This is a genomic window from uncultured Paenibacillus sp. (assembly GCF_963515335.1).
Taxonomy (GTDB): Bacteria; Bacillota; Bacilli; order Paenibacillales; family Paenibacillaceae; genus Paenibacillus_I.
The window spans coordinates 1-26307 of the sequence record NZ_CAUPYC010000014.1 but is presented as its reverse complement, the minus strand read 5'-3'; the positions used below and the strand labels follow the sequence as shown (position 1 = coordinate 26307).

Annotated in this window: 31 protein-coding genes, 4 tRNA genes and 2 pseudogenes; 11 read left to right on the top strand and 26 right to left on the bottom strand. The window is 55.8% G+C overall.

Annotation, left to right across the window (positions count from 1 at the left end):
- Positions 1 to 84: 84 nt before the first annotated feature.
- The 5 genes from RWM61_RS07225 to crcB all read right to left on the bottom strand — a co-directional run bounded on the left by RWM61_RS07225 (position 85) and on the right by crcB (position 3610).
- A complete protein-coding gene (locus RWM61_RS07225) occupies positions 85 to 882 on the bottom strand; it encodes a hypothetical protein (protein WP_313998987.1) in 798 nt (265 codons plus the stop codon).
- A 112-nt stretch (positions 883 to 994) separates the two neighbouring features.
- Positions 995 to 1420: a CoA-binding protein gene (locus RWM61_RS07220; RefSeq protein WP_313998985.1), complete on the bottom strand. Its 426-nt coding sequence runs from the start codon at positions 1418 to 1420 to the stop codon at positions 995 to 997.
- Positions 1421 to 1471: 51 nt separating this feature from the next.
- Positions 1472 to 2767 (bottom strand): 3-phosphoshikimate 1-carboxyvinyltransferase, encoded by a 1296-nt coding sequence (gene aroA / locus RWM61_RS07215; protein ID WP_313998983.1) that lies wholly within the window; start codon positions 2765 to 2767, stop codon positions 1472 to 1474.
- 35 nt (positions 2768 to 2802) lie between these two features.
- Positions 2803 to 3180: a CrcB family protein gene (locus tag RWM61_RS07210; RefSeq protein ID WP_313998981.1), complete on the bottom strand. Its 378-nt coding sequence runs from the start codon at positions 3178 to 3180 to the stop codon at positions 2803 to 2805.
- Entirely contained in the window at positions 3173 to 3610 is a 438-nt protein-coding gene (gene crcB / locus RWM61_RS07205) for a fluoride efflux transporter CrcB (protein ID WP_313998979.1), read from the bottom strand. The genes RWM61_RS07210 and crcB overlap by 8 nt, the downstream gene beginning before the upstream one ends.
- A gap of 174 nt (positions 3611 to 3784) precedes the next feature.
- Here crcB and RWM61_RS07200 point away from each other — a divergent pair, with 174 nt between their 5' ends.
- Positions 3785 to 4078, top strand: a complete 294-nt coding sequence (locus RWM61_RS07200; protein WP_313998977.1) for a hypothetical protein — start codon at positions 3785 to 3787, stop codon at positions 4076 to 4078.
- On the opposite strand, the gene gndA is transcribed toward RWM61_RS07200, so the two are convergent.
- From gndA to RWM61_RS07180, 4 genes and pseudogenes are all read right to left on the bottom strand, one after another.
- Positions 4075 to 5487 (bottom strand): NADP-dependent phosphogluconate dehydrogenase, encoded by a 1413-nt coding sequence (gene gndA, locus RWM61_RS07195; protein WP_313998975.1) that lies wholly within the window; start codon positions 5485 to 5487, stop codon positions 4075 to 4077. The two genes, RWM61_RS07200 and gndA, sit on opposite strands and share 4 nt — an antisense overlap.
- A 78-nt stretch (positions 5488 to 5565) precedes the next feature.
- The gene (locus RWM61_RS07190) at positions 5566 to 5718 is read right to left on the bottom strand and encodes a hypothetical protein (RefSeq protein ID WP_313998972.1); all 153 of its coding nucleotides are present in this window, start codon (positions 5716 to 5718) and stop codon (positions 5566 to 5568) included.
- A 465-nt stretch (positions 5719 to 6183) separates the two neighbouring features.
- Positions 6184 to 6780, bottom strand: coding sequence for a hypothetical protein (locus RWM61_RS07185; protein WP_313998970.1), 597 nt, complete (start codon positions 6778 to 6780; stop codon positions 6184 to 6186).
- A gap of 342 nt (positions 6781 to 7122) precedes the next feature.
- Positions 7123 to 7593: pseudogene (locus tag RWM61_RS07180) on the bottom strand (ABC transporter ATP-binding protein); the annotation flags it as partial.
- A gap of 556 nt (positions 7594 to 8149) precedes the next feature.
- Between RWM61_RS07180 and RWM61_RS07175 the strand changes: the two are divergent.
- Together RWM61_RS07175 and RWM61_RS07170 are read left to right on the top strand one after the other, a co-directional pair.
- Positions 8150 to 8580: pseudogene (locus RWM61_RS07175) on the top strand (LuxR C-terminal-related transcriptional regulator); the annotation flags it as partial.
- Positions 8581 to 8615: 35 nt separating this feature from the next.
- Positions 8616 to 9290, top strand: coding sequence for a DUF1054 domain-containing protein (locus RWM61_RS07170; RefSeq protein ID WP_313998968.1), 675 nt, complete (start codon positions 8616 to 8618; stop codon positions 9288 to 9290).
- A gap of 391 nt (positions 9291 to 9681) precedes the next feature.
- On the opposite strand, the gene RWM61_RS07165 is transcribed toward RWM61_RS07170, so the two are convergent.
- Both RWM61_RS07165 and RWM61_RS07160 read right to left on the bottom strand, forming a co-directional pair.
- Positions 9682 to 11157 carry an efflux RND transporter permease subunit gene (locus RWM61_RS07165; RefSeq protein ID WP_313998966.1) on the bottom strand — a complete coding sequence of 492 codons (1476 nt, stop codon included), beginning with the start codon at positions 11155 to 11157 and terminating at the stop codon, positions 9682 to 9684.
- 20 nt (positions 11158 to 11177) lie between these two features.
- On the bottom strand, positions 11178 to 11783 hold the full coding sequence (locus RWM61_RS07160; RefSeq protein WP_313998964.1) for an efflux RND transporter permease subunit: 606 nt from the start codon (positions 11781 to 11783) through the stop codon (positions 11178 to 11180).
- A gap of 329 nt (positions 11784 to 12112) precedes the next feature.
- Between RWM61_RS07160 and RWM61_RS07155 the strand changes: the two genes are divergently transcribed.
- Positions 12113 to 12310, top strand: a complete 198-nt coding sequence (locus RWM61_RS07155) for a hypothetical protein (protein WP_313998961.1) — start codon at positions 12113 to 12115, stop codon at positions 12308 to 12310.
- Between the two features lie 42 nt (positions 12311 to 12352).
- Here the strand turns inward: RWM61_RS07155 and RWM61_RS07150 are convergent, their stop codons facing one another.
- Entirely contained in the window at positions 12353 to 13537 is a 1185-nt protein-coding gene (locus RWM61_RS07150) for an MFS transporter (RefSeq protein WP_313999058.1), read from the bottom strand.
- A gap of 174 nt (positions 13538 to 13711) precedes the next feature.
- Here RWM61_RS07150 and RWM61_RS07145 point away from each other — a divergent pair, with 174 nt between their 5' ends.
- A complete protein-coding gene (locus RWM61_RS07145; RefSeq protein ID WP_313998959.1) occupies positions 13712 to 15181 on the top strand; it encodes an aminotransferase class I/II-fold pyridoxal phosphate-dependent enzyme in 1470 nt (489 codons plus the stop codon).
- 256 nt (positions 15182 to 15437) lie between these two features.
- A complete protein-coding gene (locus tag RWM61_RS07140; protein ID WP_313998957.1) occupies positions 15438 to 15857 on the top strand; it encodes a DUF1885 family protein in 420 nt (139 codons plus the stop codon).
- 100 nt (positions 15858 to 15957) lie between these two features.
- Here the strand turns inward: RWM61_RS07140 and RWM61_RS07135 are convergent, their stop codons facing one another.
- The 3 genes from RWM61_RS07135 to RWM61_RS07125 form a co-directional block, all read right to left on the bottom strand.
- Complete coding sequence (locus tag RWM61_RS07135) at positions 15958 to 16263, bottom strand: DUF1292 domain-containing protein (RefSeq protein WP_313998954.1); 306 nt, start codon at positions 16261 to 16263, stop codon at positions 15958 to 15960.
- 123 nt (positions 16264 to 16386) lie between these two features.
- On the bottom strand, positions 16387 to 16950 hold the full coding sequence (locus RWM61_RS07130) for a stalk domain-containing protein (protein WP_313998952.1): 564 nt from the start codon (positions 16948 to 16950) through the stop codon (positions 16387 to 16389).
- A 141-nt stretch (positions 16951 to 17091) separates the two neighbouring features.
- Positions 17092 to 17289 carry a hypothetical protein gene (locus RWM61_RS07125; protein WP_313998950.1) on the bottom strand — a complete coding sequence of 66 codons (198 nt, stop codon included), beginning with the start codon at positions 17287 to 17289 and terminating at the stop codon, positions 17092 to 17094.
- Between the two features lie 162 nt (positions 17290 to 17451).
- Here RWM61_RS07125 and RWM61_RS07120 point away from each other — a divergent pair, with 162 nt between their 5' ends.
- Entirely contained in the window at positions 17452 to 18177 is a 726-nt protein-coding gene (locus RWM61_RS07120) for an MBL fold metallo-hydrolase (protein ID WP_313998947.1), read from the top strand.
- Positions 18178 to 18236: 59 nt separating this feature from the next.
- Here the strand turns inward: RWM61_RS07120 and RWM61_RS07115 are convergent, their stop codons facing one another.
- Both RWM61_RS07115 and RWM61_RS07110 read right to left on the bottom strand, forming a co-directional pair.
- The gene (locus RWM61_RS07115; RefSeq protein WP_313998945.1) at positions 18237 to 18506 is read right to left on the bottom strand and encodes a hypothetical protein; all 270 of its coding nucleotides are present in this window, start codon (positions 18504 to 18506) and stop codon (positions 18237 to 18239) included.
- Between the two features lie 74 nt (positions 18507 to 18580).
- Positions 18581 to 18724, bottom strand: coding sequence for a hypothetical protein (locus RWM61_RS07110; protein WP_313998943.1), 144 nt, complete (start codon positions 18722 to 18724; stop codon positions 18581 to 18583).
- Between the two features lie 285 nt (positions 18725 to 19009).
- Here RWM61_RS07110 and RWM61_RS07105 point away from each other — a divergent pair.
- The 3 genes from RWM61_RS07105 to RWM61_RS07095 all read left to right on the top strand — a co-directional run bounded on the left by RWM61_RS07105 (position 19010) and on the right by RWM61_RS07095 (position 20846).
- A tRNA-Val gene (locus RWM61_RS07105) sits at positions 19010 to 19085 on the top strand.
- A 135-nt stretch (positions 19086 to 19220) separates the two neighbouring features.
- Positions 19221 to 19433 carry a hypothetical protein gene (locus RWM61_RS07100; protein WP_313998941.1) on the top strand — a complete coding sequence of 71 codons (213 nt, stop codon included), beginning with the start codon at positions 19221 to 19223 and terminating at the stop codon, positions 19431 to 19433.
- A 441-nt stretch (positions 19434 to 19874) separates the two neighbouring features.
- Positions 19875 to 20846, top strand: a complete 972-nt coding sequence (locus tag RWM61_RS07095) for an S-layer homology domain-containing protein (protein ID WP_313998939.1) — start codon at positions 19875 to 19877, stop codon at positions 20844 to 20846.
- Here RWM61_RS07095 and RWM61_RS07090 read toward each other — a convergent pair.
- The 6 genes from RWM61_RS07090 to RWM61_RS07065 all read right to left on the bottom strand — a co-directional run bounded on the left by RWM61_RS07090 (position 20749) and on the right by RWM61_RS07065 (position 23708).
- Positions 20749 to 21150 carry a hypothetical protein gene (locus tag RWM61_RS07090; protein WP_313998938.1) on the bottom strand — a complete coding sequence of 134 codons (402 nt, stop codon included), beginning with the start codon at positions 21148 to 21150 and terminating at the stop codon, positions 20749 to 20751. The genes RWM61_RS07095 and RWM61_RS07090 overlap by 98 nt on opposite strands.
- A 1-nt stretch (position 21151) precedes the next feature.
- Complete coding sequence (locus RWM61_RS07085) at positions 21152 to 21844, bottom strand: uracil-DNA glycosylase (RefSeq protein WP_313998936.1); 693 nt, start codon at positions 21842 to 21844, stop codon at positions 21152 to 21154.
- A gap of 153 nt (positions 21845 to 21997) precedes the next feature.
- Positions 21998 to 22393 (bottom strand): LytTR family transcriptional regulator DNA-binding domain-containing protein, encoded by a 396-nt coding sequence (locus RWM61_RS07080; protein WP_313998933.1) that lies wholly within the window; start codon positions 22391 to 22393, stop codon positions 21998 to 22000.
- 1 nt (position 22394) lies between these two features.
- Positions 22395 to 22526: a hypothetical protein gene (locus RWM61_RS07075; protein ID WP_313998931.1), complete on the bottom strand. Its 132-nt coding sequence runs from the start codon at positions 22524 to 22526 to the stop codon at positions 22395 to 22397.
- 5 nt (positions 22527 to 22531) lie between these two features.
- Positions 22532 to 23047, bottom strand: coding sequence for an accessory gene regulator B family protein (locus RWM61_RS07070; protein WP_313998929.1), 516 nt, complete (start codon positions 23045 to 23047; stop codon positions 22532 to 22534).
- Positions 23037 to 23708 (bottom strand): hypothetical protein, encoded by a 672-nt coding sequence (locus RWM61_RS07065; RefSeq protein ID WP_313998927.1) that lies wholly within the window; start codon positions 23706 to 23708, stop codon positions 23037 to 23039. The genes RWM61_RS07070 and RWM61_RS07065 overlap by 11 nt, the downstream gene beginning before the upstream one ends.
- Before the next feature lie 242 nt (positions 23709 to 23950).
- Here RWM61_RS07065 and RWM61_RS07060 point away from each other — a divergent pair, with 242 nt between their 5' ends.
- Positions 23951 to 25657 (top strand): N-6 DNA methylase, encoded by a 1707-nt coding sequence (locus RWM61_RS07060; RefSeq protein WP_313998925.1) that lies wholly within the window; start codon positions 23951 to 23953, stop codon positions 25655 to 25657.
- A gap of 224 nt (positions 25658 to 25881) precedes the next feature.
- On the opposite strand, the gene RWM61_RS07055 is transcribed toward RWM61_RS07060, so the two are convergent.
- The 3 genes from RWM61_RS07055 to RWM61_RS07045 all read right to left on the bottom strand — a co-directional run bounded on the left by RWM61_RS07055 (position 25882) and on the right by RWM61_RS07045 (position 26166).
- Positions 25882 to 25970 (bottom strand) — tRNA-Leu (locus tag RWM61_RS07055).
- 17 nt (positions 25971 to 25987) lie between these two features.
- Positions 25988 to 26064: transfer RNA gene (locus RWM61_RS07050), tRNA-Ile, on the bottom strand.
- A 25-nt stretch (positions 26065 to 26089) separates the two neighbouring features.
- Positions 26090 to 26166 (bottom strand) — tRNA-Met (locus tag RWM61_RS07045).
- Between the last annotated feature and the right edge of the window lie 141 nt (positions 26167 to 26307).

Here is a 26307-nt window from a genome sequence, read left to right as displayed (position 1 = left end):
CCTCCGCAGCAAAAACACCCTAGAACACAATACAGAAAAAAGACGGACCGGGGAAGGTCCGCCTTGGCGTTGGCAGCGCGCGAATTAGAAACGTTGGTAGCCGCTCGTTCCGCCGAACTGGGAGCTGATGCCTACACCGTCGGTCGTGTAGCCGACCCTCGAAAGGACAGGGCCTTCCTGCTGCGCCTGGTTCGTCAAACGGTAGACCGGATTTTCCGGCGTAACGGCACCTCCTTGGAAAGACGATTGTTGAAATTGGTTTTGTCCGAAGGACGGGGACGAGTACGATGCGCCGGATGCGCCGAACTGTGCGGCGGGCGCAGTAAACGAGATGCCGGAGGCTTGGTTGGCAAAACCTTGGTTCGCAATACCTTGGTTGTAGCCGCCTTGCACGCCGGCCTGGTAGCCCAGCTGTTGAATCACAGGGCCCTCCTGGGCACGTTGGTTCTGCGTGCGATATACCGGGTGTACCTCTTGGCCTTGTTGGCGTTGTTGAGCTTGGAAACCACCCCCGGACGAGCCGCCCATCATCGAAGAACCGCCCATCATCGAAGAACCGCCCATCATCGAGCCGCCCCCGAAGCTGCCGGAAGCCGGAGCATAACCTTGTTGAACTCCAGCTTGGTAACCAAGCTGTTGAATCACAGGGCCTTCCTGCGCCCGCTGGTTCTGCGCGCGGTACACCGGATGAACCTCCTGGCCTTGCTGGCTTTGAAAGCCGCCCGTAAAGCCGCTCGTCGTGCCGAAGCCTTGGGTACCCGCTTGAAAGCCTGTAGCCGCCGAGCGCTGAACCGGCGTCGGCCCGAAGCCGGATTGCTGGAAGCGGCCCGTATTCGTTTGCCCGAACGACTGGTTGTTCTGATACATGCCTGGTTGATACATTCGGCGTATCCTCCTTAAACAGAGGGGAATAGTCTCCAACATCCCGTCAGGAGATTGAAGCCTCTCTTATTGTGGGAGTTCGCCGTGCATTTTATCCGGTTTACGATCAGGATTATTTCCCTTGCGGCAGCAAAATCGAGTCCTCAACCTTGATGCACCGATCCATAATGACGTTCAGTCCTCCGCCCGAAGCGATTTCCGCGGCGTGCTCGTTCACAATGCCCAGCTGCAGCCACAGCGTCTTCGCCCTGATTGCCGCCGCTTCCTCCGCTACGGGGGCGCAATGCTCGCTGCGTCGGAAAACGTTAACGATGTCGACCGGAAACGGAATGTCACGCAGTGAAGCGTAGCTTTTCTCGCCAAGAATCGTCTCGGCATTCGGATTGACCGGGACAATCCGGTAGCCCTTCGCCTGCATCGCCTGCGACACCATGTAGGAGGTCCGCTCGGGGTTATCGGACAGCCCGACGACCGCGATCGTATCGGACGACTGCAAAATCTCCTTGATTTCCTCACGGGACGGATTTTGATACGCCATAGCAAACGCCTCCTTTAATGAATGGATCATACAACCGCTTGATTCTCGCCCTTAATCTTCGATCCACTCTACTTTCGCGCCCAGCGCCTTCAGGTGGTCGAAATAAATCGGATACGATTTGGCGACATGATGCGCATCGCGTATCCGGATCGGCGCCTTCGCCCGCAAGCCGACGACCGTCAGCGCCATAATGACGCGGTGATCGTAATGGGCGTCGATCTCCACGCCGCCCTCGACGCCTTCGGGCCGCCCATGAACGATAATCTCGCTCTGCCGCTCCTCCACATGGGCACCCGCCTTGCGGAGCTCCGCCAAATAATCGGTGATGCGGTCGCACTCCTTGTAGCGCAAATTCTCGACATTGTAGAAACGGGAGGTGCCCTCGGCGAACACCGCCGCCGCAACCATCGCCAGCACGCCGTCGGTAAACGCGTCGCCGTCGAAGTCTCCAGCCTTAAGCTTGCCGTTCCCTTTTACATTGACGATACCGTCAGCGTGCGTCAGCGGCACCTCCATCATGCGCAGAACGTCGACGACCGCGCGTTCGCCCTGCTTGCTCTTCTCTTCAAGGCGCCGAATCGTGACGTCCGAATGCGTGACCGCCGCGGCGGCCAGCACCGCCGCCGAGCCGGGGTAATCGCCTTGCACGACATAGGTTTTCGCCCGGTAGGACTGATTGCCCGGGATGCGATAATGCATGAGATCATCGCTCGCATGAATGACGATGCCGGCCTGCTCCAGCACTTCGAGCGTCTGCCCGACGACGACCTTCGACTTCAGATCATGAAGCACTTCGATTTCACTGTCCTCCGGCAGCAGCGGGGTAAGAAAAAGCAGGGAGCTCAGAAACTGCGAGCTCACATTGCCGGACACCCGGATTTTACCGCCCCTCGGTTGGCCGCCGCGGATCGTGATCGGCAGCTTGCCGCCGTTATGATCGACCTCGACGCCGATCTGCCGCAGCGCGTCGATCAGGTCGTCATGCGGACGCTTGCCGAGCGAGTCCGGATACACGTTGACGAACGTCACCTCGGGGCAGAGCGCCGCCACCGACATCAGAAAGCGGAGAACCGCTCCGGCATTGCCGACGTTCAGCTCCTTCACGTCCTTCGGGCTGCGGCCGAAGCCGGTTATGACGATTTTCTCGCCGTCTTCCTCGACGGTTGCGCCAAGGTCCCGGATGCAGCGCCGCATCGCATCGCTGTCCTCGCTGCGTGCCGGGTAATAAACGGTGCTCGTCCCTTCGGCAAGCGCCGCGACGAGCAAATATCTCGTCGTGTAGTTTTTGGAGGATAAAGCTTGAATGTCGCCTTTCAACTCGGGCGTCGGGTTAACCATAACGTCCATGTCAGTTCCATTCTCCTTTGTTGTATGTAGCCGAATTAGTTCAACCATCGGCCCGCCAAGAAGCCGCAGGCCGTCAGCAGCAAGCCGCCTCCGAACGTATACATAAAATAAGCTGCCGACAAGCGGTTCGACCGCGCCTCGCGCATCGAGGCAAGCTGCACCATCAGCGTCGAGAACGTCGTATACCCGCCCAGCAAGCCGGTGCCGAGCAGCAGCAGTCCCTCCGTATACTTCTCGTGCCATGCCAACCCGTACAACAGACCGAGCAGCGCAGCGCCCGACAAGTTTACCGTCAGCGTGCCGCAATAGGGCGCCTTTCCCCGGGAGACGATAATCCGCCCGATCGCATACCGCAGCACGGAACCTGCCGCGCCGCCGGCCGCGACGAGCAGCACCAGCCCCAGCTCACCCAAAGTTCCCGCCCCTTTTTCGGACGCTCCCGCCAATCGTCAGGCCGGCGCGCGCCGCCGAATAGCCCAAAGCGATCGATAAAACCGCATACAGAAGAGCGAGTCCCACATAGCCGTTCCGCAGCAGACCGAAGGTTTCCGCACCGAACGCCGAGAACGTGGTGAACGATCCGATCACGCCTGTCCCGATCGTCTCTTTCCAGAACGCGTGCATGCCGCGCACCGAAGCATAACCGGTCAGCGCTCCCAACAGGAGACATCCCGCCGCATTAGCCGCAAGCGTTCCCCAGGGAAATCCGGAGAACGGTTCCGGGTTAAGCCACAAGCCCAGTCCATAGCGGGCTGCCGCTCCGACCGCGCCGCCGGCCGCTACTCCGGCAAACAGCGTCAGGCCGCTTACGGCCTTCTCGTCATTGTTCATTGGGTTCGTCACCGTGTATATCCTTGTTTTCGCTAATGATACCACAGCCGTTTACATTTAGGGAAGAATGCGAGAGCCGCGGCTGCGACGAAAAAAAGGTTGCCTTGCCGCGTATAAAAAGCCGCGCGCTGCCGTAAGGATGATAATATCCAAATTCTATACGAGAAACCGGAGTGATGGTGTAGCATGACCGTCCAGTACCAGCATGCCCCCGATAAAAGGCTGAACCAAATTCTCGATCCCGACAGGCCGTTCTGCAAAGAAGATGCGGTATGGGTGCTCGAGTTCATGAAAAAGAAAGTGGCCGACGGCGATCCCATTGTCTCGGATCTGCCGCGGCCACAGCTGTTGCAAACGTTCAGCTGCTTCGCGGAGGCCGCCATGGTGCTGATCCATCGCAGGCCCGGGGGCGAAAAGGAGATCGACCGGCTGCGTTCATGGCTGACCGAGTCGGTCCGCGAAACGGGAAGCAAAGCTTAGTTTTCCAGCCACTCGAAGTGGAACGAGCCTTCCTTGTCGATCCGCTTGAACGTATGCGCTCCGAAATAATCGCGCTGCGCCTGCAGCAGGTTGGCCGGCAGCCGCTCGCTGCGGTAGCTGTCGTAGTAAGCGATCGCGCTCGCGAAAGCCGGCACGGGAATGCCGTGCTTGACGGCCGTCGCCACGACCTCGCGCCAAGCGTCCTGATACGACTCGACGACATTCTTGAAGTACTCGTCGAGCAACAGGTTGCGAAGCTCGGGGTCTTTGTCGTACGCGTCCTTGATGTTCTGCAGGAAGCGGGCGCGGATGATGCAGCCGCCGCGGAAAATCATCGCGATGTCGCCATAGCGCAGGTTCCAGCCATACTCCTCGGACGCCGCGCGCATCTGGGCGAAGCCTTGGGCGTAGGAGCAAATTTTGCTGGCGAACAACGCTTTGCGCACCGCTTCGATGAACGCCTGCTTGTCGCCTTGGAACGGCTGCGTTTGCGGGCCCTTAAGCAGCTTGCCGGCCGCGACGCGCTCTTCCTTCATCGCCGACAGGAAGCGCGAGAACACGGATTCGGTAATGATCGACAGCGGCACGCCGAGATCGAGCGAGCTTTGGCTCGTCCACTTGCCCGTGCCTTTCTGGCCGGCGGAGTCGAGGATCACATCCACCATCGGCTTGCCCGTTTCCGGATCATATTTCGCGAAAATGTCCTTCGTGATCTCGATCAGGTAGCTGTCGAGCTCGCCTTTGTTCCATTCGGTAAAAATTTGATGAAGCTCTTCCGTATTTACGCCGAGCACGGCCGTCAGCAGGTGGTAAGCTTCGCAGATCAATTGCATGTCGCCGTATTCGATGCCGTTGTGCACCATTTTCACGTAGTGGCCCGCGCCGTCCGGTCCGATGTAAGTGGAGCAAGGCTCACCGTTGACCTTGGCGGAAATCGCCGTCAGAATCGGCTCGACCAGCTTATAGGCCGATTCCTGGCCGCCCGGCATAATGGAAGGACCTTTCAGCGCACCCTCTTCGCCGCCCGATACGCCCGTTCCGATGAAGCGGAAGCCTTTGGCCCCCAGCTCCTTGCTGCGGCGCTGCGTGTCAACGAAGTAGGCGTTGCCGCCGTCGATAATGATGTCGCCTTCCGCAAGCAGCGGAACAAGCGCGTCGATCGTCGCGTCCGTACCGGCGCCCGCCTGGACCATGATCAGAATCTTACGTGGAGTCTCAAGCGACTCCACGAACTCCTCGATCGTATATGTAGGATGCAGATTTTTGCCCGCGGCTTCCTTCATCACATCGTCCGTCTTCTCCCGGGAACGGTTGAAGATCGAAACGGTGAATCCTCTGCTTTCAATATTGAGCGCAAGATTGCGGCCCATGACGGCCATGCCGATGACACCGATTTGCTGTTTCGCCATTTTGGTTCGTCCATCCTTTTTCATCTCGTATTTTTCACAATAACCCCATTTTACTCTTTTTGCCCGCGAAAGAAAACCTTAGGCCGGCAAGTTTCCGAAATCCAGCCGGCTTCCGCGCCGGATCCCCTCCATCAGTTGCGCCGCGAACAAAGCGGCGGCGCGCAGATCCGCCCACGTGATGCATAGCGTGATCGGCTTGCCGTCGGCGCCGACGGCAATGAGCGCATGCATGCCGAGCTGAACGCGACCGCCAGGCGCGCCTTTGCGAACGGGCGGCCGTATCGACGGCCTACCTGACCGCTTCGCGAGGGCTGCCGCTGTCCGGTCGGGATCCTGCTCCGCATAGCCGGGCTCGGGGGTGAGCAGCGGATAGCCGCGTTCCGTTCTCGCTATAATAAGCGCCCCATTCCTCCCGCATCTAGCCGCAATAAAGTGTCTGTCTCAATCGCCAATACTTTAGCGCTCGTCGTACCCAAATCGACCGCGAGTATGACGGACGATTGTTGCGGTCCGCCTCCGTTCATGTCCATCTCCCTTTGTCCATCGTCTGCAAGGTTTCACTGAAACCCATTCTATTGCACGGCGGCCGAGGATGCAACCGCCTTCCGGCAAAAAAGCTTCTCTCCGCATGCCGCAGAGAGAAGCTAATAAAGCTTTTTATATAGCCCGCGTACCGTCATCGCCTCTTCATCACCCTCACAATTCAAGCTGCAGCATCTCCGTGCGCAGCGCCGCCAGCCGTTCCTTGGCCGCGGCCGCATCCTCGCCCCGTCCTTCGCGCAGCGCTTCCGACAGCGAAGCCAATTCGTAATCGATCTCAAGCCGCAGGACCGGAACCCGCTCCTCGGCCCTTTTCGATTGGAAGGCTTGCATCATCTCCTCGGTCGAGATACTTGTTTTTTTCTGGTAAATAATCCGATGTTCCATTCCCGACACCTCCACCAGACGGATGATTTCACCGAACATAATGCTCTCGATCACGATTTGCCTGTCCTTGATCCTTTTTACTACCGCATGGCCGCGTGAATCGTTGATCAGCCTTTCGAGCAGCACAGACAGCTTTTCGTCTTTAATGACGTAGTCCCCGACGATTTTGTAGCGGCTCCGGATGCGCTGGAACCGCAGCTTGACAAGCTTGCGGCCCGTGCGGATCGAGATGAGAAACTGCGCCTCGGTCTCGCTCCAATAAAGGGAGTAGCCCGCCTGGATCAAATCGCGGATCAAATTATGGATTTGCCGGCGATCAAAACGGATTTCAAGGTTGCAATATTCTACTTCGTAGCTCTTGTTCACGGCAATTCCTCCCCCATTGCGTTGTTGACGAAATGTTCTGACAATTTGTGCTTACAAACAGTTTATACTCCATTTTATGTTCTGGCAACTTGGTTTATTGACTATTTTTCAGCACCGCCCGGATTAATCGGAAATAAACGGCCTGTGAGGAAGGCGAAAAGTAAAACCCTTCCTTCATCCCATCGCCATGGGACCAGAACGGGTCGCTATGATTCCGGCCGGGAGGTCAGCCGCCGAATGCGCGCTGCGCCGGCTGCAGCACCCAGGCGCCGAAAGCGAGCAAAAGAGCCGCCGTCATCAGCAGAATGGCCAAATAAAGCGAGATGCCGCCGAGCTGAGCGCCTCCATAATGATCAGCTTCGGGCGGTGCATGATCGCGCAAGCGATGTTCAGCCGCCGCTTCATGCCTCCCGAGAACGTCGACGGCCGCTCCTTGCCGGAGCAGTCCGGTGAAATCGAGCGCTTCTTCCACGCTGTCTTGAAGGCGGCGGCCGCGGCGGCCGTACAGCTTCGCAAAAAAGGTCACGTTCTCGGCAGCCGTCAGGTGCTCATAGATCGCGAGCTCCTGCGGTACGAGACCGGTTAACCGTTTTACTTCAAGCGGCCGGGCGGTGACGGAATGCCCGCCGACCGTTTATCGCCGCGGCTCGGGGGGAGCAGGCCGACTAGCATGTGAATCGTCGTGCTTTTGCCCGCTCCGTTCGGGCCCAGCAGGCCGAATATCTCCCCTTCGTCGATCGTAAGCGACAGGTGGTCCACGCTGATTTTCGAATCGTAGGTTTTAACGACATTATCGAATGTGACGAACGTCATCGGTCATTCCCCTTCCCCGCTGATAGCCTTGCCGGATGATTATATTGTAACGTCGGCGCCCGCGGTCCGCAGCTATCGCCGGTCACCGTTTCGGCGGAAGCGGGATGACGAAAGTCATGTTATAATGATGGGGACTTGGGTTCATTTGCGATAGTGGGGGAACGAAACGATGAACGTCCTGCTCGCCTGAACACGGCATTTGCTGGTGCTGCTGCCCAGCGTGGCGACCGCGCTGCTGTACGACATCCCTTCCTATGCGGAATATGTCGCTTGGCTGCTGGCCGGCCTGCTGCTCATCCGGCTCGGGGTCGTCAAACTGGCTCTCGCTCCGTGGCTGCTGCCGGCGGAGATCGTATGGTTCGGCTGGTACGCCTCGGTCTATGGCGGCCTGCTGTTCTTTACGCTCTATGCCTGCCTGATCGCCGTCTACATGACGATCGGATCGACAAGCGTGAGCGCCTTGTTCGCCGCCGGCAGCCTGCTTGTGATGAACTTCACGTTCGCCCAAGCGGACACTGCGCTGGTGTGGACGGCGAACCTGGGGCTGCTTACGCTGGCCGTGCCGATCCTTACGACCTTCGACGACGACGATTATATCGCGGAGGCGATCCGCAACGGCGCGAACGGCTATTTGCTGAAAAACGTGCCGCCCGCCCGCATCGTCTCCGGCATCAAAACGGTGCATGAAGGCGCGGTGCTCGTCCATCCCGACATCGCCCGCAAGCTGGCGGGCATGCTGGGCGCCCGCCCTTCGGAATCCGCCGTCCAAGGAGCCGCGGCTCCGGCCGCCAAGGATTTAAGCGCCTTCGGCTTGACGCCCGCCGAACGGGAAATCGTAAGACATATTGCGGCCGGCAAGTCGAACAAGGAAATTGCCGGCGCGCTTTTTCTCAGCGAGGGACCGTGAAAAATTACATCTCGGAAATACTCGGCAAGCTCGAGCTGCGCGACCGGACGCAAATCGCTATTTTTTATTTGAAGCTGTAACCCGGTTTCAACTACATACGGAGGAGATAAACCTGATGACCATTGATCTGCAATCGGGCGCGCGCGCCGGGCGGGAGCCCGCGGCAGCCCCTTTCCCCGGCTTCGGTCCGGAGGATTTCGACGTATTCGCCGTCCCCGGCCTGGAAGGCCGGATGTCCGCGCTGATCGAGCGGGTCCGCCCGAAGCTGCACATGCTCGGCGAACGGCTGACGCCGTACTTGTCCGTCCGCTGCGGCGAGGAAATGTTTCCGCACGTCGCCAAGCATGCGCGCCGGACGATCAATCCGCCGAACGACACCTGGGTCGCGTTTGCGAACAACAAGCGCGGCTACAAAGCGCACCCGCACTTTCAGGTCGGGCTGTTCGGCACGCATTTGTTCGTGCTGTTCGCGGTCATTTACGAATCGGCGAACAAGGACGTGCTGGCGCAGAGCGGTCTGAAGAAGCTGAACGAGATCCGCAGAACGATTCCGGATCATTTTGTCTGGTCCGGCGACCACATGGATTCGGCAGCCACCCGCCACGACGCGATGACAAAGGCCGATCTGGAAGCGTTGTTCAAACGGCTCCGGACGGTGAAGGCGTCGGAGCTGCTGTGCGGCATCCATATCGACCGCAACGACCCGATCGCCGCCGACGGCGAAGCGTTTATCGCCAAAGTGGAGGAAACGTTCGACACGCTCATTCCGCTCTATCGCATGGCGTTCTAGTCAATCGGCGTGGTTGAAAAAGTTGCTTTTCAGCTGGAAGTTGGGGCCGACGATCGCTGACTACCTACCTAAGTAAGGTGCATTCTGTACACCTTGTTTCATGCGGTCGGGGGCAATGGGACATCAAGGTGCATTGCTTGCAGCTTGTTTCGCGGTTTTCGGCCAAAATCCGGAATGAGGGGTCAACAAGGTGCAGGTTTTGCACTTTGTTTGGACAAAACGGGTGAAACGGCGAAAACAAGGTGCAGGTTTTGCACCTTGCGTTGGCGGGTGCGCGCTGCGACCTGCGGGTTGCCGCCTGACGACAAAAAAAAAGCTCCGCCGATGGGGAGACGGTCCATACCGGACGGTCCCGCTTCGAGCGGGGCTTTTTCGGTGGAGCTTCGTGCTTTTAAGCCGCGATGCTTGCCGCTTCGGCCTGACGGCGCTCCTTCCGCGATTTGAGGAAATAGAACGCCTCGTACACGCAAGGCACGATCACGAGCGTCAGCAGCGTTGCGACAGCCAGGCCGCCGATTACGACGATCGCCAGGCTTTGGGATACGATGCTGCCGCTTTCCGTGGTGCCGAACAGGAGCGGCAGCATGGCGCAGATCGTCGCGATGGCGGTCATCAGAATCGGACGCATCCGCGTGCCGGACGCATCCAGGATCGCTTCCCGGATCGTCATGCGCTGCTCGTTCTGCTTGATGCGGTCGACAAGCACGATCGCGTTGGTGACGACGATGCCAATCAGCATCAGAGCGCCGAACGCGGCGGTGAAGTCCGGCGATATGCCGGTAATCATCAGACCGAGCACCGCGCCGATCGCGGCGAGCGGCAGCGAGACCAGAATGGCAAGCGGCGCGCGCAGCGTGCGGAACGTGATCACCATGATCAGATATACGATCATAATCGAGACAAGCATCGTGACGCCAAGCTCCGCAAAATCATCCGCCTGCTGGGCCGACGCCCCGCCCGTAAGCTGGTCGACGCCCTCCGGCAGCTTGATGTCCTTCATCACCTTGTCGATTTCCGCGCCGACCACCGACAGCTTGCTGGACTCCGCCGTCGCCGTAATGCGGATATACGTCTGGCCGTCTTTATGGAAATACATGCTCGGCTCTTCGGTTCTGACCAGCTTCGCTACGGACGATACGGGTACGGCACCCGCTTCCGTCATAATCGTCAGCTTCTCCAGGTCGGCCTCCGTCTGCGGCGTAACAATCGGCTGCAGCATAACCGCCGTTGCGGCCGTGCCGTTGTTCAGACTGCCGATCGGCATAGGATTCAGCATCCCCTGGAGCTGCATGGCCACATCCTCGGCTTTCGCTTTCTGGGCGTCAACCTCGAACATGTACACCGGCCTTTTCTGCTCCTGATTCGTCTTGACCTTCAGCACGCCTTCGATTCCGGTGATTTTCCCGGTGATTTGCTCGGCCGCCGCCGCAAGTTGAGCGGGATCTTCTCCCGCGACGTCGATATAGATGTCGCTGCCGCTGGAAGCGGAGAAGAAATTCATCGCTGACGCGTTCAATTCGGCTCCCGGATACTCGGAGCGTTTCTCCTTGATGCGCTCGATCATCGCTTCCGCGTCTTCGCCCTTGTTCATGCCGATCTGATAGGTAACCAGAGTAGGCGCGCTTACCTGTCCCCATTTGGCGCCGTCCTCGCTGTTGCCGGCCGACATGTAAACCCACTTTTTCTCCGGCTGATCGACAAGGAACGCTTCGAGCTTCTCCCCCTCCGCGAGCACCTTGTCGGTCGGTGTATCCGACGGATATTCCAGCGTGACCATAATCGCTTCGGCGCTTGAGGAGTCGATCGCGCCCTTCGGCAGCATGAAATATCCGCCGATCGAGCCGAAGAAGAGCAAAGCCGAAATCATCAAAGGCAGCCATTTATGCTTCAGGTTCCAATGGAGACTTTATGCTGCGCAAGCTTCGCCGGGTCCGCCGTGATGCTCACCGTCGGCTGCGATTTGCCTGACAGTTGAACCGCGCCGACGCCTTCCACCTTTTGCAGCTCGCGCACGATCTGGTTTTCGAGCTCGCTTTTCTGCTGGTCCGACAGGCTTTCGTCCAGCGCGATCGTCAGCCACGACACCGGAATCATCGAGGTGTTGAGCTGAAGCACGAACGGCTTGGATACGCGCGCCGGCAACTGCACACCCGCCACCGCCTTCTCGACCTCCTGCGCCGCCAGCTTCATATCGGTGCTTGAATCGAAAGACAGATTGATTCGCGTGAATCCGTTGCCCGATTCGGAGAACATGGCGGTCTTGCCTTTCACCAGATCGACCGCCTGCTCGATCGGAGCCGTTACTTGAGACTCCATCGATTTGGCGTCATAGCCCGGCCCGATGGCCGTCACCGTCACCTGCGGATTGTCCGCCTCCGGCAGAAATTCCATCGGCAGCATCAGATAGCTGAATACACCGGCCACCAGCGCCATGACGACGACAAGCGACATCGCCGCCTTGTTTTTGAATGCCCATTTCGTTAACCCGCTCATCCTTCCGATCTCCTTCTTTCCCATCCTTGGTTGGTTTGGTCTGACACCAATCTTAGCGCAAATGCCGGACTGGAGGAGGTAACCGGAGTCACCGGTTCGCCGGTGACCGAAGTCACCCCTTTCCGCCGGATTGCCGCCCCATGAGTCTAATTCTTTGCGCTGCGTCAAGCGCAAGCGTTATTGGCGATGCAGCTTTCCGCCGCTCATGCATTTAGCTTACCTTTTTTTGCCGAACGGCCGGAAACGTCCAAGGTCCGGTTTTGCGTTCGACCGCGGACCGGGAAAAAGATCGGTCTTCAGTCGGAGGCGCGAGCCGGGTCGCCTGCCCAATGGATGCGGACTACGACGGCTTCGATCCGTTTTTGCACGCGCTCATCACGCAAGTGCTAAGCCGGCTGAAGCCGATCATCGCGAAATTTCAGTTGAACGGGGAAATTATGGAGATGCCGGTCGAGCGCGCAATCATGCGGGGTCTCCCCCACCGAATTACGAACGCAAAAAAGCTGCCCCGCTTCCGTCTTGCATGACGGCGGCGCGAGCAGCTTTTTCAAATATAAAAGAGTACCCGCTTAAGCCTGGCGCGGTTCCGCATCCGCCGCCCCTCTGTCCGCCATCCGGAAGCCCGAGAGCAGCACCAGCGCCAGGAGCGACAGTGCGCCGCCGACGATGAGCGGCAGCGTCAGCTCAATCCGGAACAGGTAAGCGGCGGCCAGCGGACCGATAATCCGCCCGAGGCTGTCCATGGAAGAGCTCAGCCCCGAGGCCACTCCTTGTCCCACCTTCGTCTTCTGCGTGATGAGCGATGTGACGCACGGACGGATCAGCGCGTTGCCGACGCCGAAAATCGCCAGGAATAACGTCGCCGTCCACAACGCGTTCGCGGTGACGAGCAGGAAAAAGCCGACCGCCGATATAACGAGGCCCGCCGCTATGTATGCCGGCTCCTGCCCTTTCTTGACGCGCCGGCGAACGACGCCGCCCTGCACCAGGGCGCCGACCAGTCCGCTCACAAAGAACATGATGCCGAATTCGTACGGGGTTACGGCGAAACGGACCATGCCGAAAAACTGCAGGGTAGACTCCAATCCGGCGAGCGAGAACGAGACGAAAAACGCCAGCACGTACAAATACTTGAGCGGGCCGGTGAAGGCCGTCCAGCGCGAGGGCGACTTCTCTTTGCGTGCGCGCCGCTTCTCCTCGGGCAGCGATTCCTTCAGCAAGACGAGCGCGAGAACGAAGATGGCGGCGGCCAGCGCGGCGGCCGCGAAGAACGGCGTCTCAAGTGAAATCCGGCTCAGGAAGCCGCCGAATGCCGGACCGAACGTGAATCCGAGACCGATCGACATGCCGACAAGGCCCATCCCTTTCGTCCGCTGCTCCGGCGGCGTGACGTCCGCCACATAGGCGACGATGACCGAGGTCACCGCACCGGAGAACAATCCGCCGAGCACCCGGGAAGCGTACATCAGCCCCAGATTGTCGGACGCAAGGCCGAACAGCAGGAAGCTGGCCGCGAAGCCGAGCACGCCGGTCAGAATGATCGGCCGCCGTCCGATCCGGTCCGACAAGCCGCCCCAGATCGGGGATAATAAAAAGGAAACGGCCGAGTAAATCGAAAGCATGAACGCGTTATGGATTTCCGCTTTTCCGGGATCGACGCTTTTCACCAACTCCGGCATGACCGGTATGATGATGCCGAAGCCGATGAACACGGTCATCAGCATGACCATGACCACGGCGAGTTGTTTGTTCAACATGTATGACTTCCCTCCACCCGAATATCGTACCATAACTGCCGGGCGTTGAGAAATGAACAAATGAAGAACAAGGCTCGTGCCGTTTTTCATCTTATCGGCTTGCATTCGCCCCTGTTTTTGCTATACTCTACTTTGTTTGGCTTACTTCACAGGAAAGGCTGGGATGCCGCGATGGATCACCGATCCACACCGCTGTTCAGCGCCCTTCGCAAGCACGCGGAGAACAATCCCGTTCAGTTCCACATTCCCGGACACAAAAAAGGAATGGGCAGCGACCCGGAATTCCGCTCCTTCATCGGAGACAATGCGCTGTCGATCGACTTGATCAATATAGCTCCGCTCGACGACTTGCACCAGCCTACCGGCGTCATCGAGGAGGCCCAGAAGCTGGCGGCCGACGCCTTCGGCGCCGATTATACGTACTTCTCGGTGCAGGGAACGAGCGGCGCCATCATGACGATGATCCTTACCGTCTGCGCGCCGGGCGACAAAATCATCGTGCCGCGCAACGTGCACAAATCGATTATGTCCGCCATCATTTTCGCCGGCGCGCGGCCTGTCTTCATTTCGCCCGCACGCGACGAGAATCTCGGCATCGATCACGGCATTACGACCCGCTCTGTGCGCCGCGCCTTGGACAGGCACCCGGACGCCAAAGCGGTCGTCGTCATCAATCCGACCTATTTCGGCATCTGCGCAAACCTAAAGGAAATCGTCGATCTCGTACACGAATACGATATTCCGGTGCTTGTCGACGAAGCGCATGGCGTGCTCATCCATTTCCATGAGAAGCTGCCGATTTCCGCGATGCAGGCCGGCGCCGATATGGCGGCCACCAGCGTGCACAAGCTCGGCGGCTCCATGACGCAAAGCTCGGTGCTGAACGTGCGCGCGGGCCGCATCAATCCGCACCGCGTGCAGACGATCATCAGCATGCTGACCACGACATCGACCTCCTATATTTTGCTGGGTTCGCTTGACACGTCCCGCCGCAACCTGGCGCTTCACGGCCGCGAGCTCGCGGAGCATGCACTCGGGTTTGCCCGGTACGCCAGAGAGGAAATCAACAAGATTCCCGGGCTGTACTGCGTCGGCGACGAAATACTGGGCGGCGAGGCGACGTACGATTACGATCCGACCAAGCTGACGATTCACGTCCGTCACCTCGGCATTACCGGATACGAGACCGAGAATTGGCTGCGCGAGCATTACAATCTGGAAGTCGAGCTCAGCGATATGTACAATATTTTGTGCCTCGTGACGCCGGGCGACACCCGGGAAACGATCGACACCTTGCTTGCCGCGCTGCGCCGCATGTCCGAGGACTACCACGAGAAGAGCGAAGTGCAGGAGCTCGTCGTCAAAATCCCGGAAATCCCGCACTTGTCTCTGACGCCGCGCGAAGCGTTCTACGGGGAAACGGAAATCGTGCCCTTCAAGGAATCCGCCGGGCGGATCATTGCGGAATTCATCTATGTTTACCCGCCGGGCATTCCGATCTTGCTGCCGGGCGAGGTCATCTCGCAGGAAAACATCGATTATATCGTCGATCATGTGGATGTCGGCCTTCCGGTAAAAGGACCCGAGGACCGCAGCATCGAGTTCGTCAAAGTCATTTTCGAGGAAGAAGCGATTTCGTAGCAAGCGGCTACCGCCGACAAGGGCATGAAAAAACCTGTATCGAAGTCATATGAAAGGGCAGCCGCTCTCGAAAGCGTCGTTTTCGGGAGCGGCTGCCCTTTCGTTCGTTGCCGCAATCGGCTCCGACGCTCAATATGGATCCCTTCACTTCCAGCAGAGGCTGTCAACGCATCTTTTCGTTTGCAATCGCCTTCACCCAACCTTGTATTGTCACCGGTTCGTATCGGTGCTATTCTAGGAAAGGGGGTGGACAGTTTTGGGTCAAAGCGCTTACATACGTTTCGTGGACGGCTCGGCCGTCGAACAGCTGTCGCTCGACGGCGTGAAAGAATGGCTCGACCGATATCGTGAACAAACATCGCTTACCGGCAAGCAGCTCGATTGGGAATATGCGGATGCCGCCTTTCCTTATACGATCGAAACGAAGCCCGGCGAGGAAGATCGATGGTTTTATCTGAAGGGAGCCGATCCGCTCTATCGTTACATCGTTTTCGGTGTCGGCCGGACGGCGGAGAACGGCAAAGACGTCCACTACGTTCAAGTGGTTCTGCCCGACGACGCCACGCACGGCGACAAAGCCAAAGGCAATGAGTTGTGTAAATATCTGGCCAAGCATTTGCAGGCGGAGCTGACCATGTTCAATGGCCGAACTATCTATTACAATCCGCGCAAATGAGAAAACCTCCATCGGCGCCTTTCGAAGACGGGCGGCCGCGTTTACTAAAAGACGGCTTGCAATCCCGCGATTGCAAGCCGTCTTTCTATTTCCCGGGCGCTCAGCTTTCCTGCTGGGCGATCTCTTCGTAAATGCGGGTCACGCGGTCCCACTCGGCATCGTCCTCGATCCCTACCAGGAAAGCTTCGTCGTTTTCCTCTTCTATACGGAAAATAACGCCGTCCGCTTCCGGATCGTTGCGATCGAGCAATACGGCATACACCTTTTCCTCCGATTCGAACGTATAAACCATGACCATTTCGCGTTCGTTGCCTTCCTCGTCCTCAACCAGAAATACATGCTCTTCGTGCTCATGGTCGTGGTCGTGTCCGCAGCCGCAATCGTCGCCGTGTTTATGCTCGCTCATGCCACATCCTCATTTCGTTTCGCAAAGTTTGTTTTTCCTTCCGTATCGTACCATGCGGAACTTCCCGGGTCAAACGGCGGGCGCCGTCCCGACTGACCCGCCGGAACGGCGCCCGCTTACGCGTTATTCGGCGATAATGAGCTTCTCGGAAACGAGATTCCACTCGTCGCTTCCGCTCGGCTTCATATACATTCTTACCGGATAATTGCCTTCGGAATCGAACTGGTAGCGAACCTCTTTCGTGCGGAACCAGAAATTATCCTTTTGGGAGGTGACCTCCTGCGACTGGATCAGCTCTTCTTTGCCGTCAGAACCGGCGATGACGATTTTGAAAGCCGAGATGTCGGTAAACAGGCTGTCCACTTGGGCCCAGGCCGAGAAGGTTACCTTGCTGCCCTTGTTTACTTTGCCGAACACGGTGGTATCCTTAAACAAAAACATATGCACGTTCGGTTTGTTTAAGGTGACTTTCCCGGTTGAATCGTCCCAGCTGATCAGTGACTGCAACGTACCGGCGATTTGGCGGAGAGGCAAATAAGTTTTGTTCTCCTCCAAAAGCCCCGACTCGCTCAGCTCCGAACCGTTAACGATCACTTTCACTCTCTGGCTGGCCGCGTCCGCTAACATCATCGTGCCGCCCCACAAGGACAGAAGCACGACCAGGACAAGCAGCTTCTTCAGCTTCATGAACTAACCTCCATCCGATTTTATCTGGATGTATGGTTATACTCGCCGGACTCTCCGAAGTTGCGCCACTGCAAAAAAAATTTTCCTGCCGATTTCGTCGGTTTCTGTAGAACGGTGCGCTTGCCCGGGAAATCTTATCGATCACCCGACCGTCCGGGTAAGGATGCACGGCACGCCTCTGCCGACCGCGCCGGGCATCCGCATCCGCTCCCGGTATCGGATCCCTCTGGCGCAAGGCGTCGGACATGCTTCGCAGGTTGCGGATAACACGATTTTCATCCGGACCGTCTTGCGGTCGGAGTGGACCTTTTTCTTCTTAGCCGCTTTCGCTTTGCTCATCGCTGCTGGCCCCTTTCGGCATATCTGATCCATTGTATGTTTCGCCTATGGGTGCGGAAGCGGCTAATGTCACGGGACTATCGGGGTTTTAGCCTATTGCTCTTTTATTTTGAAAGTAAAAATGTTACATTCTATTAAAATGGACGCAGGGGGAACAACGGTTTGGACATCCTAATGCTCGGAACAGGCAGCGCCTGGGCCAAAAATTATTACAATAACAACGCGCTTCTGTTCGCAAACGAATTTACGCTTATGATCGATTGCGGCATTACGGCTCCGGCCGCGCTTCACGCGCTCGGCAAGCCGATCGATGAGATCGACGCGCTGCTGGTGACGCACATCCACGGCGACCATGTCGGCGGGCTGGAGGAAATCGCGTTCCGGATGCGATTCGAATTCCGCAAGAAGCCGATTCTATTCGTTCCGGCCAAGCTTCTGGAACCGTTGTGGGAGCATACGCTAAAGGGAGGTTTGCAGCAGTGGGAGCATGAGACGCTTGAAGACTTTTTCCAGGTCAAACCGCTCGAAGAGGGCAAGGCGCTCGAGCTTCATCCGGGCCTGCGGGTCGAATTGATCCGGACGGAACACATTCCGGGCAAAATCAGCTATTCGCTGCTGGTGAACGATTCCTTCTTTTATTCGTCCGATATGCAATTCGCTCCCGAGCTCGTCACCCGTATGGTTCGCGAGAAAGGCTGCACCGTCTTCCACGATTGCCAGCTCAAGCCGCCGGGTATCGTGCACGCCGCGCTTGACGAGCTGCTTACGCTGCCGGAGGACGTGCAGGAGAGGATTTACCTCATGCACTATCCGGATAACAAGGACGAGTTCGTCGGCCGGACCGGCAAAATGCAATTCGTCGAGCAGCATCGCAGATACCGCTTTTGACAGAGCAAGGACCGTCCCTTCATCGGTGAAGGGCGGTCCTTTTTGATGTCAATCCCATGCTAACGTTCCTTTATCAAGGGCGTACCGTTGTCTTTCCGGATGCCGGGCTCGAATGTTTCGGAAGGCCTCAACATCTCCTCCTTCGCACCTTTCTTCTCCGGTTGACCGTAAAGATCGACGAAAACGGATTCCGCATAGACGGACCCGAATACGCTGTCCGTCACGGTTGGCCGCTTAGCCCCCATGAGCCACCAGGCAGGCCGCTCGCAGCCGCTCGTTCCGGCAGCCAGCAGCAGCAAGCCGAGCATGGTATACGCCATGCGTTTCATCGCCTATCACTCCCGATTCCCGATTGCGGGTTATGGGAGCAGTATGACCGTCCGGCAGCCTTTTTAACCCGGACTCAAAGGCGTTTGCGCCAAACAAACCTCTCATCGTATTTGAATGAGTCCCTCGAGACCATCCGCCAGATGCCTGCGACAGCAATCCCGATGATGAGAAACAATCCGATCAGCCACACGGCGAGCATAATCGCTTCCTTCAACATGAGTCGACCGCCTCCCGATGAAATCCGCTCACTGATACGTATGCCGCCGCAGGCGAAAAAAGTCGCCTCAGCCGCATAACCGTCCGCGGACAGCCATACTATTAGCGGATTGCCGTCACCGTTACCGCCACGTCTATCCCAAGGAGGCTTCCGATGATCGATCATTTGGAAAGCGATTATGATTGCTCGAACGCGTCGGCCGATCTGCCGGTCCGGCAAATTTTTGCGGCAAAGGGTTGACTCCATCGTTGAAAGTTGATATATTATTACTTGTCGCTACGACGTGATCTGTTAGCTCAGCTGGGAGAGCACCATCTTGACAGGGTGGGGGTCAGTGGTTCGAGCCCACTACAGATCACCATACATAATAAACCGGGATCCCTTGTGCAGCAAGGGATCTTTTGTGCTTTGGGGGTTCGGAAAACCGGTTCGAGTATTACATAGTTTGGGCGGCGGGGCGCAGAATATTCGTTAGTTTCATATCGCAGGAGGGTCCATGACTGAGCTCGTCACCACCATCGAGGGTAAAGAAATCATCATTACAACCCCGGACAAGCCGCTTTGGCCGGAGGCCGGAATCACAAAGCTCGATTACATAAAATATTTGTTGACCGTCTCCCCCCATATGCTGCCGTATGCTGCCGTATGCTCAAGACCGTATGCTTATGGTTTGGCGGTTACCCTGAAGGTTTGCTGGGCAAACGAATAGAAGAACGTCCCGTTCACGGCATCGCGCCCGATTGGCTGCCCCGGGTATACCGTGCCCCAACGGATCCGGGCGGTAGGCGATCTTTTTCTACCTGTAAGCTGCAATCAGAGCCGACAATCTATAGACTGCGTTCTTCAATTCTTGAGACGGAATTTTAGTTAATTTGTAAATCGAAAAGCCAATAAATAACCAAGCTCCAGAACAGGATCAGGCCGGCAAGTATGGCGATCCACGTCCAGTTCCATTTTTTCAGCATGCCGCGCCCCCGTTACCCTTCGAATTTAATTCCATTGTACCTTAAGGGCGGTGGATTTGTCTGCCATGTCGAATGCCGGACGCCGAATACGATTGCCGGCCATCCATGCAACCTTTGATGAAGAAGCTGCGTCTAGGAGGACAGAAAAGCAATTCAACCAAACTGATGTACAGGGGTGAACGATCATGAAGAAAAAGCAGCCGTTATTCATCTTGCTGGCCGTTTTCTCGTTGCTTTGGGCGCTGAGCCAATCCGCGTGGGCGTTCTCGGACGTCGGCGGCCATCCGGACGCGGACAAAATCAACGCCTTACGGGAGAGAGGCGTCCTGGAAGGGGACGCGAACGGAAAATACAATCCCGGCCGCAATCTCACCTACGCGGCAGGCGTGTCGATCATCGTGAAAGGCTTGGGGCTTAATGTCGATCATGTCCGGTTCGCCAAGGCACCGAAAGCAACCGATTATTTCCCGAATTTAAAGGACGATGCGTGGTATGCCGACGCTTTTATTACCGCATACCATAACGGGCTGGAGATTCCCAGGGACGTCAAGGCCGATCAGAGCATGACCCGCGAGCAATTTGCCTATCTTCTGTTCCAGGGCATGATGCGTACCGGCGAATACTTTTTCACGGAAATCTATACGGAATTGGCAGACGAAGCGGATGTTAATCCCGCATACATGAACAGCATCCAGAAGCTTCTCAACGCGCAGATCGTCAGCCTTGACGCGAAGCGCATGTTCTATCCGAAGGCTGCGGTCACCCGCGGCGTTGCGGCCGGTTGGCTTCATGATGCAATCAAGTTCGTGGAGGACATGCAATCGGCCGACACACCCGCTCCAAGTCCGTTGACGGATACGAAGCTCGAAACGAAAGCGGTCAATCCGGATGTGAATGAGGTGACGGTTAAAGCCAATGCGCCGCATTCCGGCTACGGCATCCGTATTGCCTCGATCGTGTTTGACGGAGACCGGGCTATTCTCCATACCGAGGCCGTCTTGCCGGATCCGGACCGAATGTATGCGCAGGTTATTACGGAAGTGAAAGCCGCAACTTATATCAGCGCGGCCTACACACCGGTGCTGGCCGAATCGCTGCAGGGAGCAATAAGAAAGCCGGCGGCCTCTCCGCCATCCGCTCCAGCAGGCCGCGCGTAATTCCATGCCGGTATTCCGCCGGTTGGTACGGATCGGTCGCGGACGCCATAAACACGGTCACTTCACCCGCGTTCAGCGCCCGGGACCACTCCCTGTCGAAAGCGCCGGGATCGAACGATTTGACGTCGACCCAATCGCCCCACTCGGCCCTCCGGAACAAGCCGACCGGCAACCGCCTGACGTAACAATACGTGCAGCCGAAGGAACAGCCCGAGTAAGGATTCAGCGTGTGGGAATAGACCGTCAAATACCCGCCGGCCTGATTTAGCCACTTGGCGGGCTTGGTCAGCCGCGTGACCGTCATCTCACTTCTCCGGAACGGCCGGCAGGCACCAGTCGATCTCCCGGCTTCCGAAGGACCGCAAATGCGCATTTGCGCGCGAGAACGGCCTGCTCCCGAAAAACCCGCGGCGAGCCGCAAAAGGACTCGGGTGAGGGGACGCGATCACCGCATGCCGATCGCGATCGATGATGGCCGCTTTATCCTGCGCATGCTTTCCCCATAAAATAAAAACAACCGGCTTCTCGCGCGCGCCCAAGGCCGCCACGATCCGGTCGGTAAACCGCTCCCAGCCGATTCCCTGGTGGGAGCCCGCTTTTCCCGCTTGCACCGTCAATACGGCGTTCAACAGCAGCACGCCCCGCTTCGCCCATGATACGAGGCAGCCGTGGTCCGGAATCGGGCAGCCGAGATCGTCATGAAGCTCTTTATATATATTTTGGAGCGACGGCGGAATCCGCACGCCCGGATTGACGGAGAAGCTGAGACCATGCGCCTGGCCCGGCCCATGATAAGGATCCTGCCCCAGGATGACCGCCTTCGTGTCGGCGTAAGACGTATATTGCAGCGCATTAAAAACGTCGGACGATTCGGGATACACGCCGCCCGATTCGTATTCCGCGGCAAGCCTGTCCTGCAGCGAAACATAATAAGGCTGTTTCATCTCCGAGGCCAGCAGCTCCGCCCAATCGTTCGCAAATCCCGTACCCAAGCCCATACGCTACCCTCGCTCTCTATCATTTTCCATCTTGTGCGTCCGATGTTATCACGGGATACGAAGCTTGTCAAAAAGCATACGCAAAGAGCCGCCAGCAGGGCTGGACGGCTCTTTGTTGCCTTTGGTTTACAACACGCCTCTGGGCTTGTCCGCTTAGCGGCCAGTCGGGTAATACAGCCCTTTGGCAACGCTGTGAGGCGCCGGTTTGACGACCTTTCCTTCCGGAATGTCTTTCCGGTGCGCCCGCGCTACAGGCGCGCTTGGAGCGGCTTTGGACGGATGACGCTCGAAAAACACCTGATAGGTGTCCTCGTCGAACCATTCCACCTTGTCCATATGGACAAGATATCCCCGTTCCAACTTTGCAAAGCCCATCGTCGAAAACAGTCTCTCCTGCTCCTCCAGCGTGCTGATTTGGCTGAATACCTCTGTCCTCGTCTGATACTTGATGACGCTTCCCTCAACAAATGTGAAGAGAACATCGGCCAAGTCGATTTCGACGATATCGAACTCTTTTCTACCCAGGCGTCGAACAACATGGACTTTCATGTTATACGCCCTCTTTTCTCAGTTCAGCTGGGATTTCCGGTTTGTTGGCAAAGTAATAAGAGCCCATCAGAACAAAAGCGGAAGCCAATGCGATGATGCCGGTCGCAAGCAGTTGATATGCCTGTTTTTTCATAGTTTTCACCTCCTTTCCCGAAAAGGAAGAGAGATCGCTTGTACGAAGAAAATAACGGCCAACAGATCGTAAGCGATCCAGAAATTCAACGCGACGATCATTGATGAAACGACCTTAAGCAAAGGGTAATGTTTAGGAGAAATTCTGGCGTGCTTGTCAAGATTGGCCGGCGCAAAGATCATAAATAAACCCAAAGCCAAACCATTTAATGCGTAAGTCCAGGCAGGCGTGAGATGAATGTGGGGCATTAGAGAAACCAGCACGGTGGATAGGATGATGCAATAAACGCCCGATTTCAGGTGATAACCGCCGCTTAAATAGCGAATGAATGCAAACACGATTAAGGTGAGCGCAGTTTCACCCGCCTCACCCGTAATCAACCCGGCGATCAGAGAAAGCACAATGATGGCCAACGTATTTGTTGCAATATCAAGCGCATAAACGATAACATCGACCGACGGCGCTGCGACACCGCTGCCGTTCATACGATTGTGTAAGGAAGTCGCGACTTTACGAAGCATCGTCAAAATCCTTTCTTACCGCATAGTACAAGAAAATCGGAAGAGAAATAACAAAAACGAGAATGGAATAAACAACATAGACGTCATACTTGAAACGAAAGAAATAGGAGGTGATGGCCGTAATCGAGATGGATAAAATGATGATCACCAGTATGATCGCATTGTACCCTTTGATTGTGACGTTGGTGCGGTTAGAGGTAGGTACAAAATCAAAATTCCAGTTCATGACATACAATGTACGGCTGATTGCCAGCGAGAACATAGAGGTTACAATCATCAGCGTTGTCAGCAGCAGTTGATTGCCTTGCAGCTCGGATAAAGTGATTCCGCTCATCTGATTAAAGATTACGAAAAACACAATCCCCTGAAGAACAAAACCGGCAACAAACGCGGCGAAATTCATAATGATAGAATAAAATATCGACACCCGGAACAATAAGCATAGGATAACGATAAACAAAATGAGCTGAATGTAGGAGGACATATCGCCTATCTCCGGGTTCAGCCGGGTGAAGTAGGAAACATGGCTCATCATAAAAGAGATCAACGCAAAGTTTAAGAACACTCTCGGATCAAAGCGGAAGCGAAATAAAGCAAACATAAGTACTAATGCGGCAAAATATTCTAAGAAAGAGCCTACCAAAAATATAACATAATCCACGACTTGGCGTCCCCTCTACTTGGGCTTTATTTACTCTCATTATATTTCGTATATTCATTCTAATCAATGTCGAAATTTCACGAAATAAATCGACAAATCGCGTTTTTGCCTTAACAGCGCAGGATTTTGATACCTTCCCCCGCTCCTTGTGGTATCATGGTAATCGGTACATCCTTCAACTTTGAGAGAGTGAATCGTGAAATCATATGATTGAAGAAAGCAATCTCCCGATGGAATCAAGGATGCAAGAGCTGATGCATTCGTCGGCAGACATTGAAGAGATGAACGAAAAGCTGTTTGCGCTGACAGGGATTTTGGATTTTTTTGAGTCGGGGGACGACCTGAAGGCGTTCAGAGCTTCGGACATGAACGAAGTTTTTCGTTCCGACAGAAAATTCGGAGATTTTCAGACCCCCGTTCACCTGAGCAATCAGGTATGCCGCTATTTGCGGGATTTTTTGAATCTGAATCCGTCAATCGTCATCGAACCGACCTTTGGAAAAGGCAATTTCATAGCCAGCGCCACGCACTATTTTCCGGCTGTGCAAACCGTTTACGGCGTAGAGATTCAAAAAAGCTACTATTGGCTGACCAAAAAAAATATACTCCGGCAAGCGTTGACGGACCCGGCCTCAAAAAGACCCGAAACCCGGCTGTTTCACGATGATATTTTCACCCATGATTTTGACAAGAGCCTTCCCGATTCAGGGCAAGAACTTTTAATCGTCGGCAACCCTCCGTGGATTACAAATGCGGAACTGGGAAGCCTCGAATCAAGCAATCTTCCCAAGAAACAAAATTTCAAAGAATACAAAGGCTTGGACGCCCTTACGGGCAAAAGCAATTTCGATATTTGCGAGTACATCATTTTATTGATGCTGGAGACGTTTAAAAACGGCAAAGGCACGCTGGCGATGCTTTGCAAAAACTCGGTGGCGAAAAAAATCGTGCACGACCTGCCGAAGCGAAACTTCAACATTTCGGATCTAAAGCTTTTGAATATCGATGCCAAAAAGGACTTTAATGCGGCTGCGGATGCCTCCCTATTCGTTGTAAAATTCGGAACAAGCACGGAGAAACCGGTTTGCCGCACTTATAAGCTGGATGAACCGGATGCCGAAATTTCATCGTTCGGATGGTTTAATCATAAGTTCGTGTCCAACATCGATAAATATGCGAATTCATCCGTCATTGACGATTGCTCGCAGTTCACCTGGCGGTCCGGCATCAAACACGACTGTTCGAGCGTGATGGAACTGGATTCGCTTGGCGCAACGCTGACCAACAAACTCAAAGAAACGGTTGAAGTCGAAGACAATCTGGTATTTGACTTGTTAAAGAGCTCGGATCTAAAGTCAGGTGTTGTGACGCAGCCGCCCCGCAAAAAAGTCATCGTTACGCAAAAAAGCATCGGAGCGGACACATCATTCATCGCAAAAGAATCCCCGAAGCTCTGGCAATATTTAATGGACCATAAAAGTTTGTTCGATGCCCGAAAGTCGAGCATCTATAAAGGAAAACCCGATTTTTCGATCTTTGGCGCCGGAGAATATTCTTTCTCCAAATACAAGGTCGCCATCTCCGGCATGTACAAAAACTCGGCTTTCACGTTGGTGCTGCCCATGAACGACAAACCGGTCATGCTGGACGACACCTGCTACTTCCTGTCTTTTGCCGACATCCAATCGGCGGTATTTACCTTTGCGGTACTCAACAGTTCAATTGCGCAAGACTTCCTGCAATCGGTCGTGTTTCTGGACGAGAAACGGCCGTACACCAAAGACATCCTAATGCGTATCGATTTATACAAGGCGGCCGAGCGCACTAGCTTCTCCGAAATCCAAAATGTACTCGAGCCTCACCGATCCGTACTCGTTACCGCGCAAATCAGCGAAGATCATTACCAGGTGTTTATTGAAATGTTAAACAGCCAAGCCCTTCTTTTGTAGCAGGGCTTGACAGCCATATTTTCCTTCATACTGGCTTCGTACTTGTGCGCATGAAAAACACCTCCCCCGCATAATATTCGGATTCAACCGAATAAAGTGCGGTTAAGAGGCGCTGTTTTCATGTATCCCGACGTCACCGACACGTAGGATAAATATTTCATTTTTTACCCATGCGTTTAACAAACACATAAGGGGATGTTCATCTGCTTGTCGTAAAAAACTAATGGTGCCGAGGACGGGAATCGAACCCGTACGGGTGTCACCACCCGCAGGATTTTAAGTCCTGTGCGTCTGCCAGTTCCGCCACCCCGGCAAGGAATGGTTCATACATGGTGGGCCCTGAGGGACTCGAACCCCCGACCAATCGGTTATGAGCCGACCGCTCTAACCAACTGAGCTAAGGGCCCGTTAAGGGTTCCATGATTGGAAGTTTGGTTGCGGGGGCAGGATTTGAACCTGCGGCCTTCGGGTTATGAGCCCGACGAGCTACCGGGCTGCTCCACCCCGCGATGGTACCATATATGAAGCATTAATGAATGGCGACAAACTTAACTATACTATAGCCCCCAAGCTCAAGTCAAGGTCTCTTTTGGCCGAGCTTTTTGCGATGTACTTTTTTGGAGACTTACCCAAGTATGTGGTGTCGCTCG

Coding starts and splice junctions, on each gene's coding strand:
- RWM61_RS07095 (WP_313998939.1), top strand. CDS start 19,875: ATGAAGAAAAAGCAGCCGTTATTCATCTTGCTGGCCGTTTTCTCGTTG.
- RWM61_RS07075 (WP_313998931.1), bottom strand. CDS start 22,526: ATGAAAAAACAGGCATATCAACTGCTTGCGACCGGCATCATCGCATTG.
- RWM61_RS07090 (WP_313998938.1), bottom strand. CDS start 21,150: ATGACGGTCACGCGGCTGACCAAGCCCGCCAAGTGGCTAAATCAGGCC.
- RWM61_RS07070 (WP_313998929.1), bottom strand. CDS start 23,047: ATGCTTCGTAAAGTCGCGACTTCCTTACACAATCGTATGAACGGCAGC.
- gndA (WP_313998975.1), bottom strand. CDS start 5,487: ATGGCGAAACAGCAAATCGGTGTCATCGGCATGGCCGTCATGGGCCGC.
- RWM61_RS07125 (WP_313998950.1), bottom strand. CDS start 17,289: ATGAGCAAAGCGAAAGCGGCTAAGAAGAAAAAGGTCCACTCCGACCGC.
- RWM61_RS07155 (WP_313998961.1), top strand. CDS start 12,113: ATGGATGCGGACTACGACGGCTTCGATCCGTTTTTGCACGCGCTCATC.
- RWM61_RS07100 (WP_313998941.1), top strand. CDS start 19,221: ATGACTGAGCTCGTCACCACCATCGAGGGTAAAGAAATCATCATTACA.
- RWM61_RS07110 (WP_313998943.1), bottom strand. CDS start 18,724: ATGTTGAAGGAAGCGATTATGCTCGCCGTGTGGCTGATCGGATTGTTT.
- RWM61_RS07225 (WP_313998987.1), bottom strand. CDS start 882: ATGTATCAACCAGGCATGTATCAGAACAACCAGTCGTTCGGGCAAACG.
- RWM61_RS07200 (WP_313998977.1), top strand. CDS start 3,785: ATGACCGTCCAGTACCAGCATGCCCCCGATAAAAGGCTGAACCAAATT.
- RWM61_RS07220 (WP_313998985.1), bottom strand. CDS start 1,420: ATGGCGTATCAAAATCCGTCCCGTGAGGAAATCAAGGAGATTTTGCAG.
- RWM61_RS07060 (WP_313998925.1), top strand. CDS start 23,951: ATGCAAGAGCTGATGCATTCGTCGGCAGACATTGAAGAGATGAACGAA.
- RWM61_RS07115 (WP_313998945.1), bottom strand. CDS start 18,506: ATGAAACGCATGGCGTATACCATGCTCGGCTTGCTGCTGCTGGCTGCC.
- RWM61_RS07190 (WP_313998972.1), bottom strand. CDS start 5,718: ATGCATGCGCTCATTGCCGTCGGCGCCGACGGCAAGCCGATCACGCTA.
- RWM61_RS07130 (WP_313998952.1), bottom strand. CDS start 16,950: ATGAAGCTGAAGAAGCTGCTTGTCCTGGTCGTGCTTCTGTCCTTGTGG.
- RWM61_RS07085 (WP_313998936.1), bottom strand. CDS start 21,844: ATGGGCTTGGGTACGGGATTTGCGAACGATTGGGCGGAGCTGCTGGCC.
- RWM61_RS07135 (WP_313998954.1), bottom strand. CDS start 16,263: ATGAGCGAGCATAAACACGGCGACGATTGCGGCTGCGGACACGACCAC.
- RWM61_RS07170 (WP_313998968.1), top strand. CDS start 8,616: ATGACCATTGATCTGCAATCGGGCGCGCGCGCCGGGCGGGAGCCCGCG.
- RWM61_RS07165 (WP_313998966.1), bottom strand. CDS start 11,157: ATGATTTCGGCTTTGCTCTTCTTCGGCTCGATCGGCGGATATTTCATG.
- RWM61_RS07080 (WP_313998933.1), bottom strand. CDS start 22,393: ATGAAAGTCCATGTTGTTCGACGCCTGGGTAGAAAAGAGTTCGATATC.
- RWM61_RS07145 (WP_313998959.1), top strand. CDS start 13,712: ATGGATCACCGATCCACACCGCTGTTCAGCGCCCTTCGCAAGCACGCG.
- RWM61_RS07160 (WP_313998964.1), bottom strand. CDS start 11,783: ATGAGCGGGTTAACGAAATGGGCATTCAAAAACAAGGCGGCGATGTCG.
- aroA (WP_313998983.1), bottom strand. CDS start 2,767: ATGGACGTTATGGTTAACCCGACGCCCGAGTTGAAAGGCGACATTCAA.